General features: G+C 58.4%; 16 protein-coding genes. 10 read left to right on the forward strand and 6 right to left on the reverse strand.

Features of this window, described 5'->3' with window-relative positions; translation table 11 throughout:
• The first annotated feature begins 4 nt into the window (after positions 1–4).
• The 7 genes from ybgC (at position 5) to EDC38_RS01190 (ending at position 5,067) form a co-directional block, all read left to right on the forward strand.
• Positions 5–463, forward strand: a complete 459-nt coding sequence (gene ybgC, locus EDC38_RS01160) for a tol-pal system-associated acyl-CoA thioesterase (protein WP_123636967.1) — start codon at positions 5–7, stop codon at positions 461–463.
• A 25-nt stretch (positions 464–488) separates the two neighbouring features.
• Positions 489–1,160, forward strand: coding sequence for a protein TolQ (gene tolQ / locus EDC38_RS01165; RefSeq protein WP_414673700.1), 672 nt, complete (start codon positions 489–491; stop codon positions 1,158–1,160).
• An 18-nt stretch (positions 1,161–1,178) separates the two neighbouring features.
• Positions 1,179–1,607, forward strand: coding sequence for a protein TolR (tolR, locus tag EDC38_RS01170; protein WP_024459687.1), 429 nt, complete (start codon positions 1,179–1,181; stop codon positions 1,605–1,607).
• Between the two features lie 10 nt (positions 1,608–1,617).
• Positions 1,618–2,412 (forward strand): cell envelope integrity protein TolA, encoded by a 795-nt coding sequence (gene tolA / locus EDC38_RS01175; RefSeq protein WP_123636969.1) that lies wholly within the window; start codon positions 1,618–1,620, stop codon positions 2,410–2,412.
• Positions 2,406–3,710, forward strand: a complete 1,305-nt coding sequence (gene tolB / locus EDC38_RS01180) for a Tol-Pal system beta propeller repeat protein TolB (RefSeq protein ID WP_123636970.1) — start codon at positions 2,406–2,408, stop codon at positions 3,708–3,710. Before tolA ends, tolB begins: the two co-directional genes overlap by 7 nt.
• A gap of 83 nt (positions 3,711–3,793) precedes the next feature.
• Entirely contained in the window at positions 3,794–4,312 is a 519-nt protein-coding gene (gene pal / locus EDC38_RS01185) for a peptidoglycan-associated lipoprotein Pal (RefSeq protein WP_123638815.1), read from the forward strand.
• 5 nt (positions 4,313–4,317) lie between these two features.
• Positions 4,318–5,067: a YbgF trimerization domain-containing protein gene (locus EDC38_RS01190; protein ID WP_246004308.1), complete on the forward strand. Its 750-nt coding sequence runs from the start codon at positions 4,318–4,320 to the stop codon at positions 5,065–5,067.
• A 369-nt stretch (positions 5,068–5,436) separates the two neighbouring features.
• On the opposite strand, the gene ppnN is transcribed toward EDC38_RS01190, so the two are convergent.
• On the reverse strand, positions 5,437–6,855 hold the full coding sequence (gene ppnN, locus EDC38_RS01195) for a nucleotide 5'-monophosphate nucleosidase PpnN (protein WP_123636971.1): 1,419 nt from the start codon (positions 6,853–6,855) through the stop codon (positions 5,437–5,439).
• Between the two features lie 137 nt (positions 6,856–6,992).
• Here ppnN and EDC38_RS01200 point away from each other — a divergent pair, with 137 nt between their 5' ends.
• Positions 6,993–7,658 carry an alpha/beta hydrolase gene (locus tag EDC38_RS01200; protein WP_123636972.1) on the forward strand — a complete coding sequence of 222 codons (666 nt, stop codon included), beginning with the start codon at positions 6,993–6,995 and terminating at the stop codon, positions 7,656–7,658.
• Positions 7,659–7,671: 13 nt separating this feature from the next.
• On the opposite strand, the gene mgrA is transcribed toward EDC38_RS01200, so the two are convergent.
• The 4 genes from mgrA to dkgB all read right to left on the reverse strand — a co-directional run bounded on the left by mgrA (position 7,672) and on the right by dkgB (position 11,924).
• Complete coding sequence (gene mgrA, locus EDC38_RS01205) at positions 7,672–8,688, reverse strand: L-glyceraldehyde 3-phosphate reductase (protein ID WP_123636973.1); 1,017 nt, start codon at positions 8,686–8,688, stop codon at positions 7,672–7,674.
• Positions 8,689–8,864: 176 nt separating this feature from the next.
• A complete protein-coding gene (locus EDC38_RS01210) occupies positions 8,865–9,143 on the reverse strand; it encodes a high-potential iron-sulfur protein (protein WP_024459695.1) in 279 nt (92 codons plus the stop codon).
• Between the two features lie 199 nt (positions 9,144–9,342).
• A complete protein-coding gene (locus tag EDC38_RS01215) occupies positions 9,343–10,926 on the reverse strand; it encodes an enolase C-terminal domain-like protein (RefSeq protein WP_170162827.1) in 1,584 nt (527 codons plus the stop codon).
• Positions 10,927–11,108: 182 nt separating this feature from the next.
• Positions 11,109–11,924 carry a 2,5-didehydrogluconate reductase DkgB gene (gene dkgB / locus EDC38_RS01220; protein ID WP_123636975.1) on the reverse strand — a complete coding sequence of 272 codons (816 nt, stop codon included), beginning with the start codon at positions 11,922–11,924 and terminating at the stop codon, positions 11,109–11,111.
• Between the two features lie 322 nt (positions 11,925–12,246).
• Here dkgB and EDC38_RS01225 point away from each other — a divergent pair, with 322 nt between their 5' ends.
• Entirely contained in the window at positions 12,247–14,451 is a 2,205-nt protein-coding gene (locus EDC38_RS01225; RefSeq protein ID WP_123636976.1) for an alpha-amylase family glycosyl hydrolase, read from the forward strand.
• A 56-nt stretch (positions 14,452–14,507) separates the two neighbouring features.
• Here the strand turns inward: EDC38_RS01225 and EDC38_RS01230 are convergent, their stop codons facing one another.
• On the reverse strand, positions 14,508–16,004 hold the full coding sequence (locus tag EDC38_RS01230) for a hypothetical protein (RefSeq protein ID WP_123636977.1): 1,497 nt from the start codon (positions 16,002–16,004) through the stop codon (positions 14,508–14,510).
• 159 nt (positions 16,005–16,163) lie between these two features.
• On the opposite strand from EDC38_RS01230, the gene EDC38_RS01235 reads away from it, so the two are divergent.
• Positions 16,164–17,081: a glycoside hydrolase family 43 protein gene (locus EDC38_RS01235; RefSeq protein ID WP_246004309.1), complete on the forward strand. Its 918-nt coding sequence runs from the start codon at positions 16,164–16,166 to the stop codon at positions 17,079–17,081.
• Positions 17,082–17,118 lie beyond the last annotated feature (37 nt).

Here is a 17,118-nt window from a genome sequence, read left to right on the forward strand (position 1 = left end):
CACTATGAGCCTGATTTCAAGCCGGAGTGAGACGGAGGTCTCAGAGTCAGCCTTGGCGGGTGAATTTTCCTTGCCGGTCAGGGTCTACATCGAAGACACCGATGCCGGAGGGATTGTCTACTACGTGAACTATTTAAAGTTCATGGAGCGTTGTCGAACCGAATTTCTGCGCCAGTTAGGGTATGATAAGCCGGCCATTCTGGATGACGGTCTGCTGTTGGTCGTACACAAGGCCGAGGTGCAGTACCATCGCTCCGCCCGACTCGATGACGCGTTGCGCGTGACCGCGCGGATCGAGAAACTGGCGCGCACCAACGTGGTTTTTCACCAGTCCGTCTGGCGAGGGAACGAACTGTTGTGTGACGGTCTAATCCGGATTGCCTGCGTGTGCGGTGAGAGTTTCCGCCCGCGTCCGATTCCAACGGAAATGCAGAAAAAAATCGCATCCACTACTGAGAGCTGATGATCTTATGCCTCAAGAAAATAACATGTCCATCTGGAGCCTGGTGGCTGAAGCCAGTCTGCTGGTTCAGTTTGTCATGCTGCTCCTGTTTCTCGCCTCTGTCATCTCCTGGGTCATGATCGTCCAGCGGGGGTTGTACCTGCGTAAGGCTCGTGGCCTGTTTCATGGATTTGAACGGCAGTTCTGGTCCGGCATTGACCTCAACCAGTTGTACCGTCAGGGCAATGGTAAAACCGCTGAGGGGGCCGAGAATATTTTCCGGGCCGGCTTCAAGGAGTTCACTCGCCTGCGTCAGCAGAGCGGAGCCAGCTCCGAAGCGGTGATGGAAGGCAGCCAGCGGGCCATGCGCGTGGCGCTTTCCCGCGAGGAAGAAAAGCTGGAGCTGCATCTGCCATTTCTGGCCAGTGTCGCCTCGGTCAGTCCCTATATCGGACTGTTCGGCACTGTGTGGGGCATCATGAATTCATTCCGGGGCCTGGCCAACGTCCATCAGGCGACCCTCGCCACGGTCGCACCGGGCATTGCCGAGGCACTGGTGGCTACCGCCATGGGGCTGTTTGCGGCGATTCCCGCGGTACTGGCGTACAACCGCTATTCGGCTCGCGCCGAGGCCATGCTCAATTATTACCATACCTTCGCGGAAGAGTTTTCGGCCATCCTGCATCGGCAGGTCCACAGCAAACAGGTTTCATCCTGATCAAGCGAGGTTGCCGACATGTCTCCGTTTGGGCGTAAACCCAAAAAGAAGCCTCTGGCTGAAATCAACGTGGTGCCCTACATCGATGTGATGTTGGTGCTGCTCATTGTGTTTATGGTGACCGCGCCGCTGCTGATGCAGGGCGTTCAGGTCGAATTACCTCAGGCGCCCTCCGAGCCGCTGGAAGACGATGACGTAGAGCCGTTGATCGTGTCCATCAAAAAGGACGGCACCTACTACATCAACCTGGGCGGGGATCAGGAGCAGGCGCGCCCGCTCGCGGAGATCAAGGAAACGGTCGGGAAGGTGCTGCGCCAGAAACCCGAAACCCCCGTGCTGGTATGGGGCGATCAGGAAGTGGGCTACGGCTTGGTCGTGCAACTGATGACCGAGCTGCAAAGTGCCGGGGCTCCCTCGGTGGGGCTTGTCACCGAACCGCCACAGTGATCACAGATTTATGACCCTGAAGGCTTATACACTTCCCCTGTTGATCAGCCTCTCGCTGCACGCTCTGGTGTTCGCTCTGGTGTTTTCGACCTGGGACGCACGCCCGGAGCCGCGTGATGTACAGCGGCCCCGTGTGGTTCAGGCCAAGGTGGTTGAGTATACGCCCAAGAGTCAGCGTCAGGCGGAACAGCAAGCGGCGCAACAGAAAGTGATTGATATGCGCCAGCGCCAACAGGAGCGTGAGCGCCAGGAGGCCGAACGTCGCCGCCAGCAGGAAGAGGCTCGTAGGGCGCAGGCACAGCGAGAAAAGCGCGAGCAAGAACAGCGGGCGCAGGCGGAAAAGGAGCGCCAGGAGGCTGAACGCCGACGTAAAGAGCGGGAAGCCGCCGAGCAACGGCGCCGGGAGCAGGAGCTACAGGCCGAACGCGAGCAGCTGGAGCGTCAGCAGCAACTGGACCGCGCCCTGGCGGAAGAAGCCGAATTTTTTGAGGAACAACAGGCCCAGGAAGTGGCTCAGAGCTACGTCGATGTCATGGCGCAGCGCATCGAAAACAACTGGAGCCGGCCGCCGTCTGCCCGCATGGGTATGCAGTGTGTACTGGAGATTCAACTGGTGCCCACGGGGCAGGTGGTCAACGTTACGGTCGTGGAGAGCAGCGGGAACAGTGCTTTTGACCGCTCGGCAGAGCAGGCGGTCAAGCGTATCGATCGCTTCGAGGAGATTCAGGGGATGCCTTCCCACGTGTTTGAAAGTCAATTTCGCCAGTTGCGGCTGGTGTTTAAACCAGAGGATTTGAGATTGTGAGACAGTGTCTGGCATTGGTCGTTTTGTGGGCGCTGTGTTTGGGAGCCCAGGCGCAGCTGACGATTGAAATCACCCGCGGGGTGGACAACCCGACCCGGATTGCGGTGGCGCCTCTGGAAATAGTCGGTGGTCCCGGCCTGCCGGAGGACATCAGCCGTATCATTGAAGATAACCTGCGTCGTAGCGGGCAATTTGCTCCGATAGCCCGTGAAGACATGCTGTCCTTCCCGCACCGGGAGCAGGATGTGCACTTCCGCGACTGGCGGGTGCTGGACGCCGAATATCTGATTGTCGGGCGGGTTGAGAACGTCTCAGGCCTTTATCAGGTGCATTATGACCTCTACGACGTGCTCAACCAGCGCAAAATCCTCAGCAAACAGATTGTCGAGGGCTCTGAACGACAGTTGCGGGATATTGCCCATGCGATCAGTGATCGTGTCTACGAGTCCTTGACCGGGATTCCCGGGGCGTTTTCCACCGAAGTGATCTACGTCGAGGTACTGCGCAATCGAACCCAGGGAGGAGAGGTCAACGATACCTTTCGCCTGATGCGCGCCGATGCCGATGGTGCCCGTCCGACCATGTTGCTCGAGTCCGACCAGCCCATTCTGTCGCCGGTATGGTCCCCCGATGGACGCCGGGTGGCCTATGTGTCGTTTGAAACCACTCGTCCGGCCATCTTTGTGCAAAACCTCGCTACTGGGGAAAGAGAGCAACTGACGGACTTCCAGGGGCTCAATGGTGCGCCGGCCTGGTCGCCGGACGGCAAGAAGCTGGCTCTGACCCTGTCGAAGGACGGCAACCCGGAAATCTACACTCTGGATATTGACTCGGGAAATTTCACTCGCATGACCCAACATTTTGCCATCGACACCGAGCCGAGCTGGACTGCCGATGGAAAAGGCATTATTTTTACCTCTAATCGGGGTGGAAAACCCCAGATTTACCAGGTAACGCTTGCCAATGGTCGTGTGGAACGCTTAACCTTCGAGGGTGATTACAACGCCAGGGGGCGCATCTCCCAGGACGGTCGCACCATGGTGATGGTGCACCAGCGCAATGATGTGTTCCACATTGCCGCACAGGATCTTGAGACCGGAACGCTGCGCATCCTGACAGAGACGTACCTGGATGAATCACCCAGCATTGCGCCAAATGGTGCTATGCTGATTTATGCGACGCGTCGCAACGATAAAGGCGTCTTGGCGGTAGTGTCGCTGGACGCCGGAACACGCTATTTTCTGCCTTCCGAGCAAGGGGATGTGCGAGAACCCGCCTGGTCGCCCTATTTCGACTAGGATGTGGGAGTCGTAAGCTGGTTTGTAAACCGCCCATCGGGCGGACTTGAGAAGATCAACAACTGATGATGGAGTCACACATGATGACCAACGTAAAAAAGCAGGGTTTGAGTCTGGCGTTTGTACTGGCGTTTCTGGCCGGTTGTTCGAGCACCGACACCACCGATGACAGCGATAGTGCCATGGGCGCAGATGGCCAGGCCGGCAGCGGTGTGACCACCGGCACCTCGGACCGTGACGGCGTCAGCTCACGTTCCGGAGACAGCGACGACATGGAAGAGCTGGACACCATTATTTACTTCGACTTCGACCAGGCGACCCTCAAGCCGGAAGCCCGTGCCTTGTTGCTGGCCCACGCCGAGCGCCTGAAAGAGTCTCCGGCAGATGTTCGTCTGGAAGGGCATGCCGACGAGCGCGGCTCGCGCGAATACAACATGGCCCTGGGTGAGCGTCGTGCCAACGCCGTGCGTGACTTCCTGGTGCTGCAGGGTGTGCGTCGCAGCGACCTGGAAGTGGTCAGTTACGGTGAAGAGCGTCCCCTGGCCATGGGCAGCAATGCCAGCGCCTGGGAGAAGAACCGTCGCGTTGAGATCAAATACTGAGAGTCATGATGAAGACCTTGATAACCGCCACAGCGTTCACCGTGATCGCCGTGGCGGCGCCGGTACTGCAAGCTCAGGTCCGGGTGGTTGAGTCTCAGCCGCTGGGCAACAATCAGTCTGCCAATTCCGGTGATGCCCAAGGAGCCTCCAACATGCAGGCGGAGCTGTTTTATCAGTTTCAGGCACTGCAGCAGGAAGTACTGGAGTTGCGCGGCCTGGTGGAAGAGCAGGCGCACGAAATTCAGCGTTTGAAGCAGCAGCGAATGGACGACTACCTCGACCTGGACCGCCGAATCGGCGAGCTGAGTCGCTCCGGTGGTGGCAACCCGGGGGCCAGCTTGGGCAGTGGCAGCTCCGGTGAGTCAGGTGAAACCGGTGATCGGGTGTCTGAAACCCAGATGTATCGCGACGCTTACCAGCTGTTGCGCGATCGGGAAATCGAGCAGTCCATCGAGGCGTTCAACGCTTACCTCGACGCCTATCCCCAAGGTAATTTCGCTGGCAACAGCCATTACTGGCTGGGTGAGATCTACCTGCTGAACGAGGATCTGGATGCTGCACAGGAGTGGTTTGAAAAACTGTTGCGCGAGTTTCCGGACGATCGAAAACGTGCCGATGCCCAGTACAAGCTGGGCCGCGTTTACCATCAGCAAGGTGATGAGCAACGAGCCCAGCAGCTGCTGCAGGATGTTGCCTCGGGTACCAGCGATGCGGCCCGTCTTGCTCGCCAGTACCTGCAGGACAATTTTCAGTAGGCAAAGCAGCGACAGACAGCCGGGTTGATTGTCTTTCGAGGCATCATAAAAACGGGGGTCAGTGCATGGCACTGACCCCCGTCCGGCTCGTCCTGAGCAAGCTCCCTTGACGCTCGAAGAGCGCTCCCTGGCCGGCGCTCCGCGCCGATATCCCTGACGTCCTGTCCCGAGCCCTCCCGGCCCGGTGAAAATAGGCGCTTCCCTTGACCCTTCCTGGTCGACGTCACGTCACTGTGTACCTCCCTGTTGATGAGTATTCTCTCGAATCACCCTCTCTGGCGATAGTCGCCATCGTCGGCAATGTTTGTGAGACATTGACCATGGTTTGCGGCGGCTCTTTCGGACACGCGACGGCAATCGGCGGCGTAATCAGATGATCCGGTAACAGGGGCGATAGGTCCGTCCCGGCAGTTTCATACGGTTTTGCGCCACGAAGGAGGCCAGCAGTTCGTCCACCGGGAGCATCACCTCCGGGTCGCCGTGAATTTCAAAATGCCCGTGTTGCTCAATCGCGCGGATGCCTTCATCCTTCACATTGCCGGCGACGATGCCGGAAAAGACCCGCCGCAAATTGGCCGCCAGTTCGTGGGGGGCCTGATTTTTATGCAACGCCAGTGAGCGCATGTTCTCGTGGTTGGGCACGAAAGGACGCTGGAAGTCCGGATCAATTTTCAGTTGCCAGTTGAAATAAAAGGCGTCATCGGTGTGCCGGCGGAACTCGCGCACATGCTTGACGCCCTCAAGCATCTCCCGGGCGACTTTAGGCGGATCATCCACAATAATCTGGTAGCGTTGCTGGGCCTCTTCTCCCAGGGTGGTGCCAATGAACTCATGGATGCGCTCGAAGTACGCGGCCGAGTCTTCCGGTCCTGTAAATATGACCGGAAAGGGAATGTCACGATTGTCCGGGTGCAACAGAATCCCCAGCAAATACAGGATTTCCTCGGCCGTACCTGCGCCGCCCGGAAATACCACGATGCCGTGGCCGGAGCGAACGAAGGCTTCCAGACGCTTTTCGATATCGGGAAGAATGACCAGCTCATTGACCATGGGGTTGGGCGCTTCGGCCGCGATAATGCCCGGCTCGGTAATACCCAGGTAACGGCCGGCCTTGATGCGCTGCTTGGCATGACCGATATTGGCGCCCTTCATGGGGCCCTTCATCGCACCAGGTCCGCAGCCGGTGCAGATATCCAACCCGCGCAGGCCCATCTGGTAGCCCACCTCCTTGGTGTAATCATACTCCTCGCGACTGATGGAGTGGCCGCCCCAGCACACGATCAGCTTGGGTTCCACGCCGGATTGCAGCGCCATGGCGTTGCGTAACATATGGAACACGGCATCGGTGGTGCCCTCCTGGGTGTCCAGGTCGAACTTTGGATTATTCTGAATCTCCGCGCTGGCGTAGAGTACATCGCGCAATACGGCAAACAGGTGCTCGGTAATCCCGCGAATCATCTTCCCGTCGACAAATGCGCTGGCCGGCGCCCCTTTGATATCAAGTTTTATGCCCCGCTCTTCCTGCAGCACACGGATGGAAAAATTCTTGTAGCGCTCCAGCAACTCCTTGCCGTCATCCATGTAGTTGCCGCTGTTCAGTACCGCGAGGGCGCAGCTGCGAAACAGGGAATACAGGCCGCTCTGACTGGCGTCCAGGAGTTTGGCCATTTCCACTTTGGATAGCACCTTCAGTGGCCCCACCGGGGACACGACGGCATCAATGGTCTGGTACTTTCTCTGCGAGTGGTCCAATACGGACCCCTGATACGGCTGCTGAGAATGAGTCATAAAATTGTGTATTCCTTGTTATCCATGGTTACCCTGAGTGTAGCGGGATTTGGCGGCGTGTGGGTAGGGCTTATTCTGTTTTTGCCAGACGCGTATACTGGGAAACCCTGCGCCGTCAAAGAATCAGGAACTGTTTTATGAGCTATTTACCCTGTGTGGAAATTGAACCCAACGCACCCGCAAACAGCGCGGTCATCTGGCTGCATGGACTGGGGGCCGACGGTAATGATTTCGCGCCGCTGGTCCCGCAACTGCAGCTGCCGGATTCGTGTCATACCCGGTTTGTATTTCCCCACGCGCCGCAGATACCGGTGACCATCAACGGCGGCATGGTCATGCGTGCCTGGTACGATATTCGTGAAATGAGCATCGACCGGAAAGTGGATGTCGAAACGCTGAAGGCGTCGGCGGGCGACGTCCATCGCCTGATTGAGCGGGAGTTGGAGCGTGGCATTGCGGCCGAGCGCATTGTGCTCGCCGGCTTTTCCCAGGGCGGTGCGGTGGCCTATGAAGCGGCGCTCAGCTATGAACAACGGCTGGGAGGGCTGTTGGTTCTATCGTCTTATCTGGCCACAGCGGACTCACTGGTGCGGGCGCCGGCCAACCAGACCCTTCCGGTACTGATTCAGCATGGTGTCCACGATCCGGTGGTGCCTGAGGTGTTGGGGCAGCGCGCGAAGGCGCAGCTTGAAACCTGGGGCTATCCGGTCCGCTACGAGCGCTACTCGGTGGAGCATGGTGTCTGTGCGGAGCAGATTCCGGTGATCAGCCGCTGGCTGGGCCAGCGGCTGTGTGGGGAGTGAGGGGTACACTGTCTCAGGCGCCCAGAATGCCCTCAATGGTGGTTAGCTCGTCATCGGAGAATTCCAGGTTATCCAGAGCCGCCACCGAGTTTTCAATCTGCTCGGGCCGACTGGCGCCAATGATGGCACTGGTCACGGCGTCGTTGTTCAGGACCCAGGCCAATGCCAACTGTGCCAGGGATTGGCCTCGGGCCTGCGCCACCTCGTTGAGTGCCTGGACCTTACTCAGGTTCTCGGCGCTGATGTCATCCTCACTGAAGTAGATCTGTTCGCTGCGCGAGGCCCGTGAGCCCTCGGGGATGCCGTTCAGGTATTTGTCGGTAAGCATTCCCTGAGACAGCGGTGAGAACACGATAGAGCCAACGCCCTCGTGTTTGAGCACATCGGTCAGGCCGTCTTCAATCCAGCGGTCGAGCATGTTGTAACGCGGCTGGTGGATCAGCAGCGGGGTGCCCAGGGATTTCAGGATGGCCACCGCTTCACGGGTCTTCTCCGGCGAATAGTTGGAGATACCAGCATAGAGGGCTCGACCGGAGCGGACAATGGTGTCCAGGGCGCCCATGGTCTCCTCAAGTGGGGTGTCCGGGTCCATACAGTGGGAGTAGAAAATATCAAAGTACTCCAGGCCGGTACGCTTCAGGCTCTGATCGCAACTGGCGATCAGGTACTTGCGCGAGCCGCCGATTCCGTAGGGCCCGGGCCACATGTCATAGCCGGCCTTACTGGAAATGATCAGTTCGTCGCGATAGGGCGCCAGGTCCTGCTTCATGATCTGGCCAAAGGTGGTTTCCGCAGAGCCGTAGGGCGGGCCATAGTTGTTGGCCAGATCGAAGTGGGTGATGCCCAGGTCGAACGCCCGCTGAACCATGGCTCGGGCATTGCTCAGTGAGTCCACGCCGCCAAAATTCTGCCACAGGCCCAGAGACAGGGCCGATAACCGCACGCCACTGCGCCCGCAGCGCGGGTAGGGCATGTTCTGGTAGCGTTCGGGGTTGGGGCGGTAGACCGGATTGGGTTCTGTTGTCAGCATAATATCGCTCTTTTTTGGTGTTGACCGAGCGGACTATGGTAACGCAAAAGCAAATTCGTAGGGTAACGAGCGGGTGGGCTGGTTATACCCGGTAAGCGAGTTGAAGTGGGGCGAGTTGAAGCAGGAAAGTACAGAGGGACGGCCGGAGCAAGCAGGCTCCGGCCTTCGGAACGACCTCAGCCGCGAGCGGCCCAGACATTACACCAGCCGCTGGCCTTGACCTGTTTGCCCGGGAACAGGTTGCACCCCACCCATTCGGCCTCCAGATCACCCTTGGCGTGGATGCAGTTATTACAACGTTGGCCTTCGGTTTCGCTGGTCTCCATGTAGTTCAGCGCCTTGGCCTGCGCATCATCCGGAGATAGCTTTTCGTCCTGAGCCGACACGGTGTGTACCGGGATCAGGGTGGCACCGGCTGTTGCCGCGGACAGCTTCAGAAAGTCTCTGCGCTTCATGGTCTTCTCCTGTTAGTACGGTTAATCACGGTATTGTTTTGTGTTGTGAGGCAAACTCTAGCACAGTTTTTTACCCGAAAGGTCGGGTTTCTATGCTGACCATCCCATTTGGGGTAGGTCCCTGTTAGAGGCGTTTAACCTGTTCAAGTTCTACGTGATGCGGATGTCTTTGGATCCGTTGCGCCCCTGAAAAGGCGGCTTACCGGGGCTCTTGCATAAATTTCCGTGCCAACTGCGCAAAGTGATCGCTGGCGAGCCAGGCATCGCCGCCGGGCAGGGTGTAGTCCTGCTTGCCTCGCGCGCTGTAATCCACACCCACACCGGGCTCCCGACCCATCTGGTAGTAGCCATTTTTGACGATCGCCGGATTGGTAAAGACGCCCTCGTGGACACTGCGCTCCTCCTCGGCCACAAACTCCAGAATATCCGGCACCCCGGCCAGGTTGTCGGGCCCGAACCAGGCCTGCTTGATCGCCTGGACGTTGCGCATCCCCTCGCACAGGCCGATACCGCCGGTGTGAGGGCAAATGCGCACATCTCGCCCCTCCTCCCGGGCTTTCTGGGCCATCAGCAGAATCGCCAGGTTGTCGCCGATACCGCCCACCCGGGAGTAGTCCATCTGGATCACGTCGATGGCGTATTTTTCCCGGGTTTTACCGCTCAGATCCGGGGCGTGCAACAGGTCTTTGAAGGTGGTGGGGGAGGCGCCCTGCTCGCCGGTGGAAATGGGCATTCGCAGGGGCGGGGCGTAGTCCTCGAAGGCGCGGTCCAGCGCCTGTTGGAGCTCCACATGGGCCATGGGGCTGTGCTGGTTGCAGGGCTCCTCAAACCACTCTACCCGGTAGTCCGGGCTGGCCTGGTAGAGTTTCAGGCCAAGCTGATGTGCGAAAATGAAGGCCGAGCGGGTATCGAACACCTGATTGCTGTCGATGGCCACTTTCATTTTGTCTGCTCGAGGGTCTTCCCGCTCAATGGTCTGGTACACCAGAATCATCCGCTCGGCATCCTCGTTGGCCGCTTCCAGGGCCATACGATCGATATCCTCCCGGGTCAGCAGGGTGCGGGCCTCGTCGGCCTTCATCCGCGCGGCGGAATAGCTGGCGCCCACCTTGATTTTGATCTGGGGCCAGCCCGCCTGCAGCATTTTGCGGGTCTGATCGACCAGGCCTTCCTTGCTGATTCCGCTCCAGCCGGCGGTGTTGTACGCCAGCAGCCCCTGTTGATAGATCGTGTGAACCCGCTCCTGTTTGCCGCCCTGGGCCCGCTGGAGCAGGTCCAGGGCCTCGGCCGGGCTTAACACATCGCCAATGGGTTCGAAATCGATGAATTCGAGCAGGTCCCGTGGCTCCATATCCACAATCAGTTGCCAGGCCGGTACCTGCTGGATTTTCGCGCTCAGGTCCCAGAGGGCGTTGGCAACGGCCCCGATGGCCATGCGTGAGACGCCCACACCGCCCAGCCAGCTGTAGTCGGAGTCCTGCAGCATACGCTTGCAGAAGCGGCCCAGATTGCCGTTTTTATGCAGCTCGGTGGGCGCCGGTAGCCAGTCTTCCTGGAGCAGGAAGCGGTTGGCCACCATCCGGGTGACTTCGCACATTTCCTTGAGGCCATGGCCGTTGGTGAAAATCACGCTGGTACCGCGCAACTCCGGGTGGTCGGTGAGAATCTCCAGTACCGCATTGGCGTAGGTGGGGCCACCCTGGGCAATATTGCGGGCGTCACCGCCAAAACCGGTGGGTGGGGCGCCGATGGGCTGAACGTCGATGCCAGTGATAGCAACCATGCGATTCATCTCCTGGTTTGGTTGATTGATGGAAGTATTGTCGTTGTCCGTTTCAGTATAGTCCGGGAGGCGGGTCTTGCGGGTCAGTAGCCGGGTGCTCGGACCCCAGCAGGGGGTAAAGGGAGTGAATAAAAAAGGCACCGCCGGGGTGCCTTTTTGAGTGTGGTCACAATACTGTGGGGTTACTGGTCCCACTGGGGAGCGAAATCCGGGTTGGCAATCCGCTCACCGGCGTCCAGGGCATTGATTTTTTCCATCTCACTGTCACTCAAGCGGACATCCAAGGCGGCCAGATTGGCTTTCTGGTGCGCGGGCTTGGTGGAGGAGGGGATGACCACGATGTTCTTTTGGGCCACCCATGCCAAAGCGACCTGAGCCGGTGTCACACCGTGGGCCTTGCCGATGTCTTCCAGTACCGGGTCCTTCATCACTTTACCTACCGCCAGGGGCATATAGCCGGTGACCTGCAGTCCTTTGTCCTGACAATGTTTGACCAGCTTTTTGTTCTGCAGGTAGGGGTGAACCTCAATCTGGTTGGTGACGATGTGTGCTCCACCGGGGGCTGCCAGGGCCTCGTCCACCTGGGCGATGGTGAAATTGGATATCCCGATATGCTTGGTCAACCCCAGTTCCCGTGCTTCGTTCAGCTTGCCGATATAGTGCGCCATGGGGACCGCATTGTCGGGAGAGGGCCAGTGGATCAACGCAAGATCGACATAGTCTGTGCCCAGTTTCTGCAGGCTTTCCTTGAGGCTTTCGACAGGTTTATCGCTGTCCAGGAAGTCGTGCCATACTTTGGTGGTAATGAACAGTTCGTGCCGGGGAATCCCACTCTCGCGAATGGCCTCGCCGACGGCTTCCTCGTTGTCGTAAAACTGGGCGGTATCGATGTGTCGATAGCCCAGATCCAGCGCGGATTTCACCGCGTCTTTCACTTCCTGATCTTTCAGACGGAATGTGCCCAGACCAATGGCGGGTAACACGGGTGCCTGACTCATGCAGATCTCCTCTCGATTTGTATCGGATATGCTTGTCGCATGTCGCTTAAATGGTTTGAAAGACCTTATCTTGTGTCGTGGCGTCGGGATTTCAACCGGAGTTCGCCAATCATCGCCATAGCGTGAACTTATCGAGCGGTGGAGCCGTGTCTTCCCAGGCTGGGTCGCTGGGTGAGCAGTATTTGCTCTGTCAGGAAGGACGGATTTGCTGCATACGTATTCATCCCTATGCATACGTATGCAATGTGTTGTTCGCCCCGAGCCGCCCACCTACCATCACTTCGGATAACAGCTCATAACATAAAATCCTGGAGTGACAATAATGAAAACCCTATCAAGACAGTGGTACGCCCTGGTGCTCAGCGCCCTGGTGTTATCCTTTTCCGCATTGGTTGGCTGTGGTGGTTCCTCATCGGGGGATTCCGGTCCCGATGTGGTCAATCCCGATCCTGACGACGACAATGATAACGACAACGACGATGATGATACCGGTGGGGATGATAACGACGGAGATGGTGACCACACCGCCGAGCCTCTCACCTGTGACAACCCCACCTACGCCGAGGCCATGAACCTGCGCATTTATCAGGTGATGACGGAGTCCTTCATTGATGGCGACCCGGGCATTGGCCATGGGGTGGGTTATGGAACCAGCCACCACAGCGGTGATATTCGCGGCATCATCGACAGTCTGGAGTACATCAAGGGCCTGGGCTTCAATGCCATCTGGTTGACGCCGGTTTTTGACAGTGTGCCCCTGTCCGGCCAGGATCTGGCCGCCGACCGATTGGATGCGACCGGCTACTACGCGACTAACTACTTTGCGGTTGATCCGAACTTCGGCTCCATGGACGACGCCCGGGAGCTTGTCGAAACGGCCCATGAGCTGGGGTTGTATGTGTTCTTCGATGGTGTGTACGGTCACTTCAAAAATAACGCGGAAGACTATCCCTCCATTGACGGTCAAACCGTCAGTACCGGTGGTGCGAGTGTGGCCGGAACCGGTCGCATTGCCGAGTATCCGGATGATCTGGAATTTTTCAAAGAGGTCGCTACCTACTGGGTGGAGGAACTGAAAATCGACGGCTGGCGTCTGGACCAGGCCTATCAGGTGCCCCTGGATGCCTGGGTCGAGATTCGCCGCGCCGTGGAGGACGCCTCGGCATCGGTCACCTATACCAACGCCGACGGTGAGGCAGTGAATCCACTCGGCTATATGGTCGCGGAAATCTGGAAAGGCGAGGCGGACATTGCGGCCGAGGCCTATGGGTCGGATGACAACCCTGCGCTTTGCTCGGCGTTTGATTTCCCTGTGCGGTACGCGCTGGTTCAGGCCCTGGCGGTGGAGGAGAGCGGGGCAAATAACCCGAGCGCCGCGCGACTTAGAAGCGGCTTCAATTCTTACGACGCCTATCCCGATCACGCCATTCCCAATGGCTTTATGGGCAATCACGATCTGGTGCGCTTCGGGGATCTGTTGCAGCGCGGCGACATTGCCGATCCGCAAGAGGATCTTTATTGGGCGCGTCACAAAGCGGCCTACAGTTTCCTGGCGGCGTATACCGGACCCATCACCCTCTACTACGGGGAAGAGATAGGTGAGGAGGTGCCGGATTACGCCGATCAGGTTACCGCTAACTGTGCCGACCAGGGGCTGTGCGATGACCACGTTGCCCGCACCAGCGGAAAGGTCGAAGGTCTGCCCAGCGGGACTGAGCGCGAGGTGTTTGTCGCCAATGAGAAACAAGCGGAGCTGCGCGATTATCTGACGGAGCTGATGGAACTGCGCGCGGCGCAACCGGCACTGTATCGCGGTGAACGCACGGCTATTGTTGCGCCCATTGACGTGGCCGGTGCGTTCTATGCGGATTACAAAACCTATGCCGACGATGCGATCCTCTACCTGCTGAATATGAGTGATGAGCCCATCGAAACGACGTTTGAAGCCTGCGCGCTGGGAAGCACCGGAACCTTGACCAACCTGCTCACCGACGAAACCATCAACGCTGACGAGGAAGGGCAGTATCAGATCCAGATTCCGGCCAGCGCTGCACTGTTTCTGAACGTTGAGTCACCTACTGAGGACGGACCGGGTTGTACCACCAGCGATGGGCCGGTCGGGTCTGGCCCCCTGGCAGCGTGCGATACGCCCGATGCGGACGGCACCGGCCCACTCGCATCCGACATGTACATTCGCGGTTCTTACGCGGGAGGCGACGGGTTTGGCGCAACCCCAAGCGATCGTCGCTTTGGCTACAAAGGCGATAACCTGTATCAGGTTGTGGTGAACGAACCCTCGGCAACCAGCTACGGCTTCAAGTTCGCGAACGCGGAGTGGACCTATGAATTCGCCGTTGCAGGCAGCGCCGATGTCGTTCTGGGGGCAGAGCAGGCCATGGCGGTTGCGTCCGGGCCCGGAACTGAATCGTCTATCGACATTCCCGAGTCGGGGGACTATGTGTTCAGTTTTCAGATCAACGACGCACTTGACGGCGGCACCATGATGGTCAGTCAGTGCGCTGAGTGACCGCCGTTAGAATCATGGCAAAAAGGGTGCTTCGGCGCCCTTTTTTTATTCCGTTTTCAGAGTCCCAGCTCGTCGAGCAATGCCGGGTCGTCAAAGTGGCGTCGCCCGATGAAGGCAATGGCGTGAGTGCCCAGTATTCGCATCGCACCCGGGCTGCGAATCCCCATGGGCCAGAAGATCCAACGCTCCAGACGTTCAGAGCCCGGTAACAACCCGTCAGCATCAAACGCCGCCACGATGGGTTCGGCGTTGTCACTCTCCAGAGCCCTCAGTTCATTGTAATTCGCAAGTTCAAATGGTACGGCGGACGCGTTCACCGATCCGGTGGAAATGCCCAGCAAATGATGGGTGTTGGACTCCAGCCACAGCGTCAGCCGGGCTCTGGGGTCCAGTGGTTGGCCGATATGGAAGGGCTCCTGACCGAAGGCGAGTGAGGGGCGTGTGCGAAACCCCATGGCCGGGAAAAATTGGTACCAACAGCCGCACTGGTGCATTTTGTCGAATCCGATCACCGCGCCTGAGGGCAGCAGGTGTACCCGCCAGGCGATACCGTTGTAGCGTCCGGCCAGCAGGTCCAAGGTGCCTTCCGGGCGCCGTTCGCTGAACCACACGCTGTAGATCAGTTGGACAGTGACCTGATTGCGGTATCGGCCATAGGCAATGTCGGTATACAGTGTCGGTTCCGATAGCAGAGGTTGCAGGTCTCCGGATTTACTGACGGATAACCGCAATGGACGATCGTTGTCGGCGAGTCCCCCGTCGCTTGCCGGAACGGCAATAGTGGGTTGAAACGCGGTCAGTAATTGCTGTCGTGTCGAGGCGTCCATGAGGGGGATACCCAGCGGGTCCACAGACTGTTGGCTTAGTAGCGTCAGGGCGTTGTTGGGAGATGGGGTCGTGTTTTGTTGGCCGAAGTAATGCCATGGGTCCGCTTCAGGCTCATCGGAACGGGGCGGTGTAAACCCGGCTTGACGCTGATTCAGTGTGCGATGTTCTTCCACCACGCCCCGATAAAAGGGCAGTGCCGCCAGGGGGTATAACCCCAGCCACCGCTTCCAGCCCTGGTAGTGATCCGGTACATCGAAAGGCGCCAGCCTCGGTTGCAATGCCTGCTCCGCCACCATTTGCACACCACAGTGGATCAGTGCTGCCGAAATGTCGTCATGGTGGTCTGGCAATAATGTCAGTAGGGCACGTTGTTGTGAGTCCGGCAGGCGCAACCATTCCAGAGTCAGCCCTTCAATGGCCAGCGCGTTCTGATGTTCCAACCAGGCGCGGTAGGTGACGGGTGTCATCGACGCCGGAGAAAAACTCGCCCAGAAGCGGGACGTCCGTAGAAACGGCAATCCCGGAACTCGCGTATGTCGCACATCCAGAGTACGCCGGGTTTCCATTGTCTGATCCAGGACCCGATAGAATTTGAGGCAGGTCGTCTCCGGGCTTTCAGCGTCGACCGGTGGCGGGGCAGGGGGCAGCGCTGCGCAGCCGATGAGGCTCAAACACAGAATGATCCACCGCCAGGGGTATGCGAACCACCAACACTGTTCAGACAAAATCGGCTCCATCAATGTGTCCACACTATTGAGTACTATAGTGGAATCCCGGGGTGATCTCGACGAGCGGATCGTGTAGGATTCAAATGGTATGATAATTACTGAAAAGGACCCGTTATGACCTTCCGGACTTCCATCATTTCTCTCGTGACTTTAACGATGGCTTTCTTGCTCGGCTGTCAATCGCCGGGCAAACCGAACGACACCGGTGCTTATGTCTTTTCCTCCTTTCGGGGCAACGGAGAGGGCGGTTTGCACCTGGCATACAGTCACGATGGGCTGACCTGGAAGGCGTTGAAAAACGATACGACGTTCCTCGAGCCCGAGGTCGGTCAGGGGCTGATGCGTGACCCCTGTATCATTCAGGGCCCCGAGGGGACTTTCCACATGGTGTGGACCACCGGTTGGTGGGATAAGGGGCTGGGGGTGGCTCACTCCGATGACCTTGTGAACTGGTCCGAACAACAGTTCGTCCCGGTAATGGCTCACGAACCAACGGCGAGAAATACCTGGGCGCCGGAAATCATCTGGGATGATCAGAATGCTCAGTATGTGATTTATTGGGCCAGCACCATTCCGGGACAATTTCCTGAAACCGCCGATAGCGGCGACGACGGCCTGAACCACCGGATCTATTACACGACCACCAAAGATTTTCAGACCTACAGCGACACGGAGTTGTTTTATGAGCCCGGGTTCAATGTGATTGACTCCACCATCATTCCCGATGGGGATGGTTATGTCATGATCCTGAAAGATGAGACCCGTCACCCCGCCGAGAAAAATCTGCGGGTGGCTCGCAGTGACAGTCTTTATGGGCCCTGGACGGAGCCGTCCGAGCCGTTCACGCCCGAGGGCGTATGGGTGGAGGGGCCAACCCTGCTCGATCAGGGGGAGACGGTTACCGTCTATTACGACGAGTACACCAACAAACGCTACGGCGCGATGCGCACCCGTGATTTCGATACATGGACGGATATTTCAGACGAGATCAGTTTCCCGGAGGGAACCCGACACGGGACGGTACTGCCGATATCAAAAGCGACGTTGGAAGCGTTGTTGGAAGACGTAGAGTAAGGTTGGCGGCACCCCTGTGGTGCCGCCGCTTGTTGCG

The organism is Marinimicrobium koreense (assembly GCF_003762925.1).
Lineage (GTDB): Bacteria > Pseudomonadota > Gammaproteobacteria > Pseudomonadales > Cellvibrionaceae > Marinimicrobium > Marinimicrobium koreense.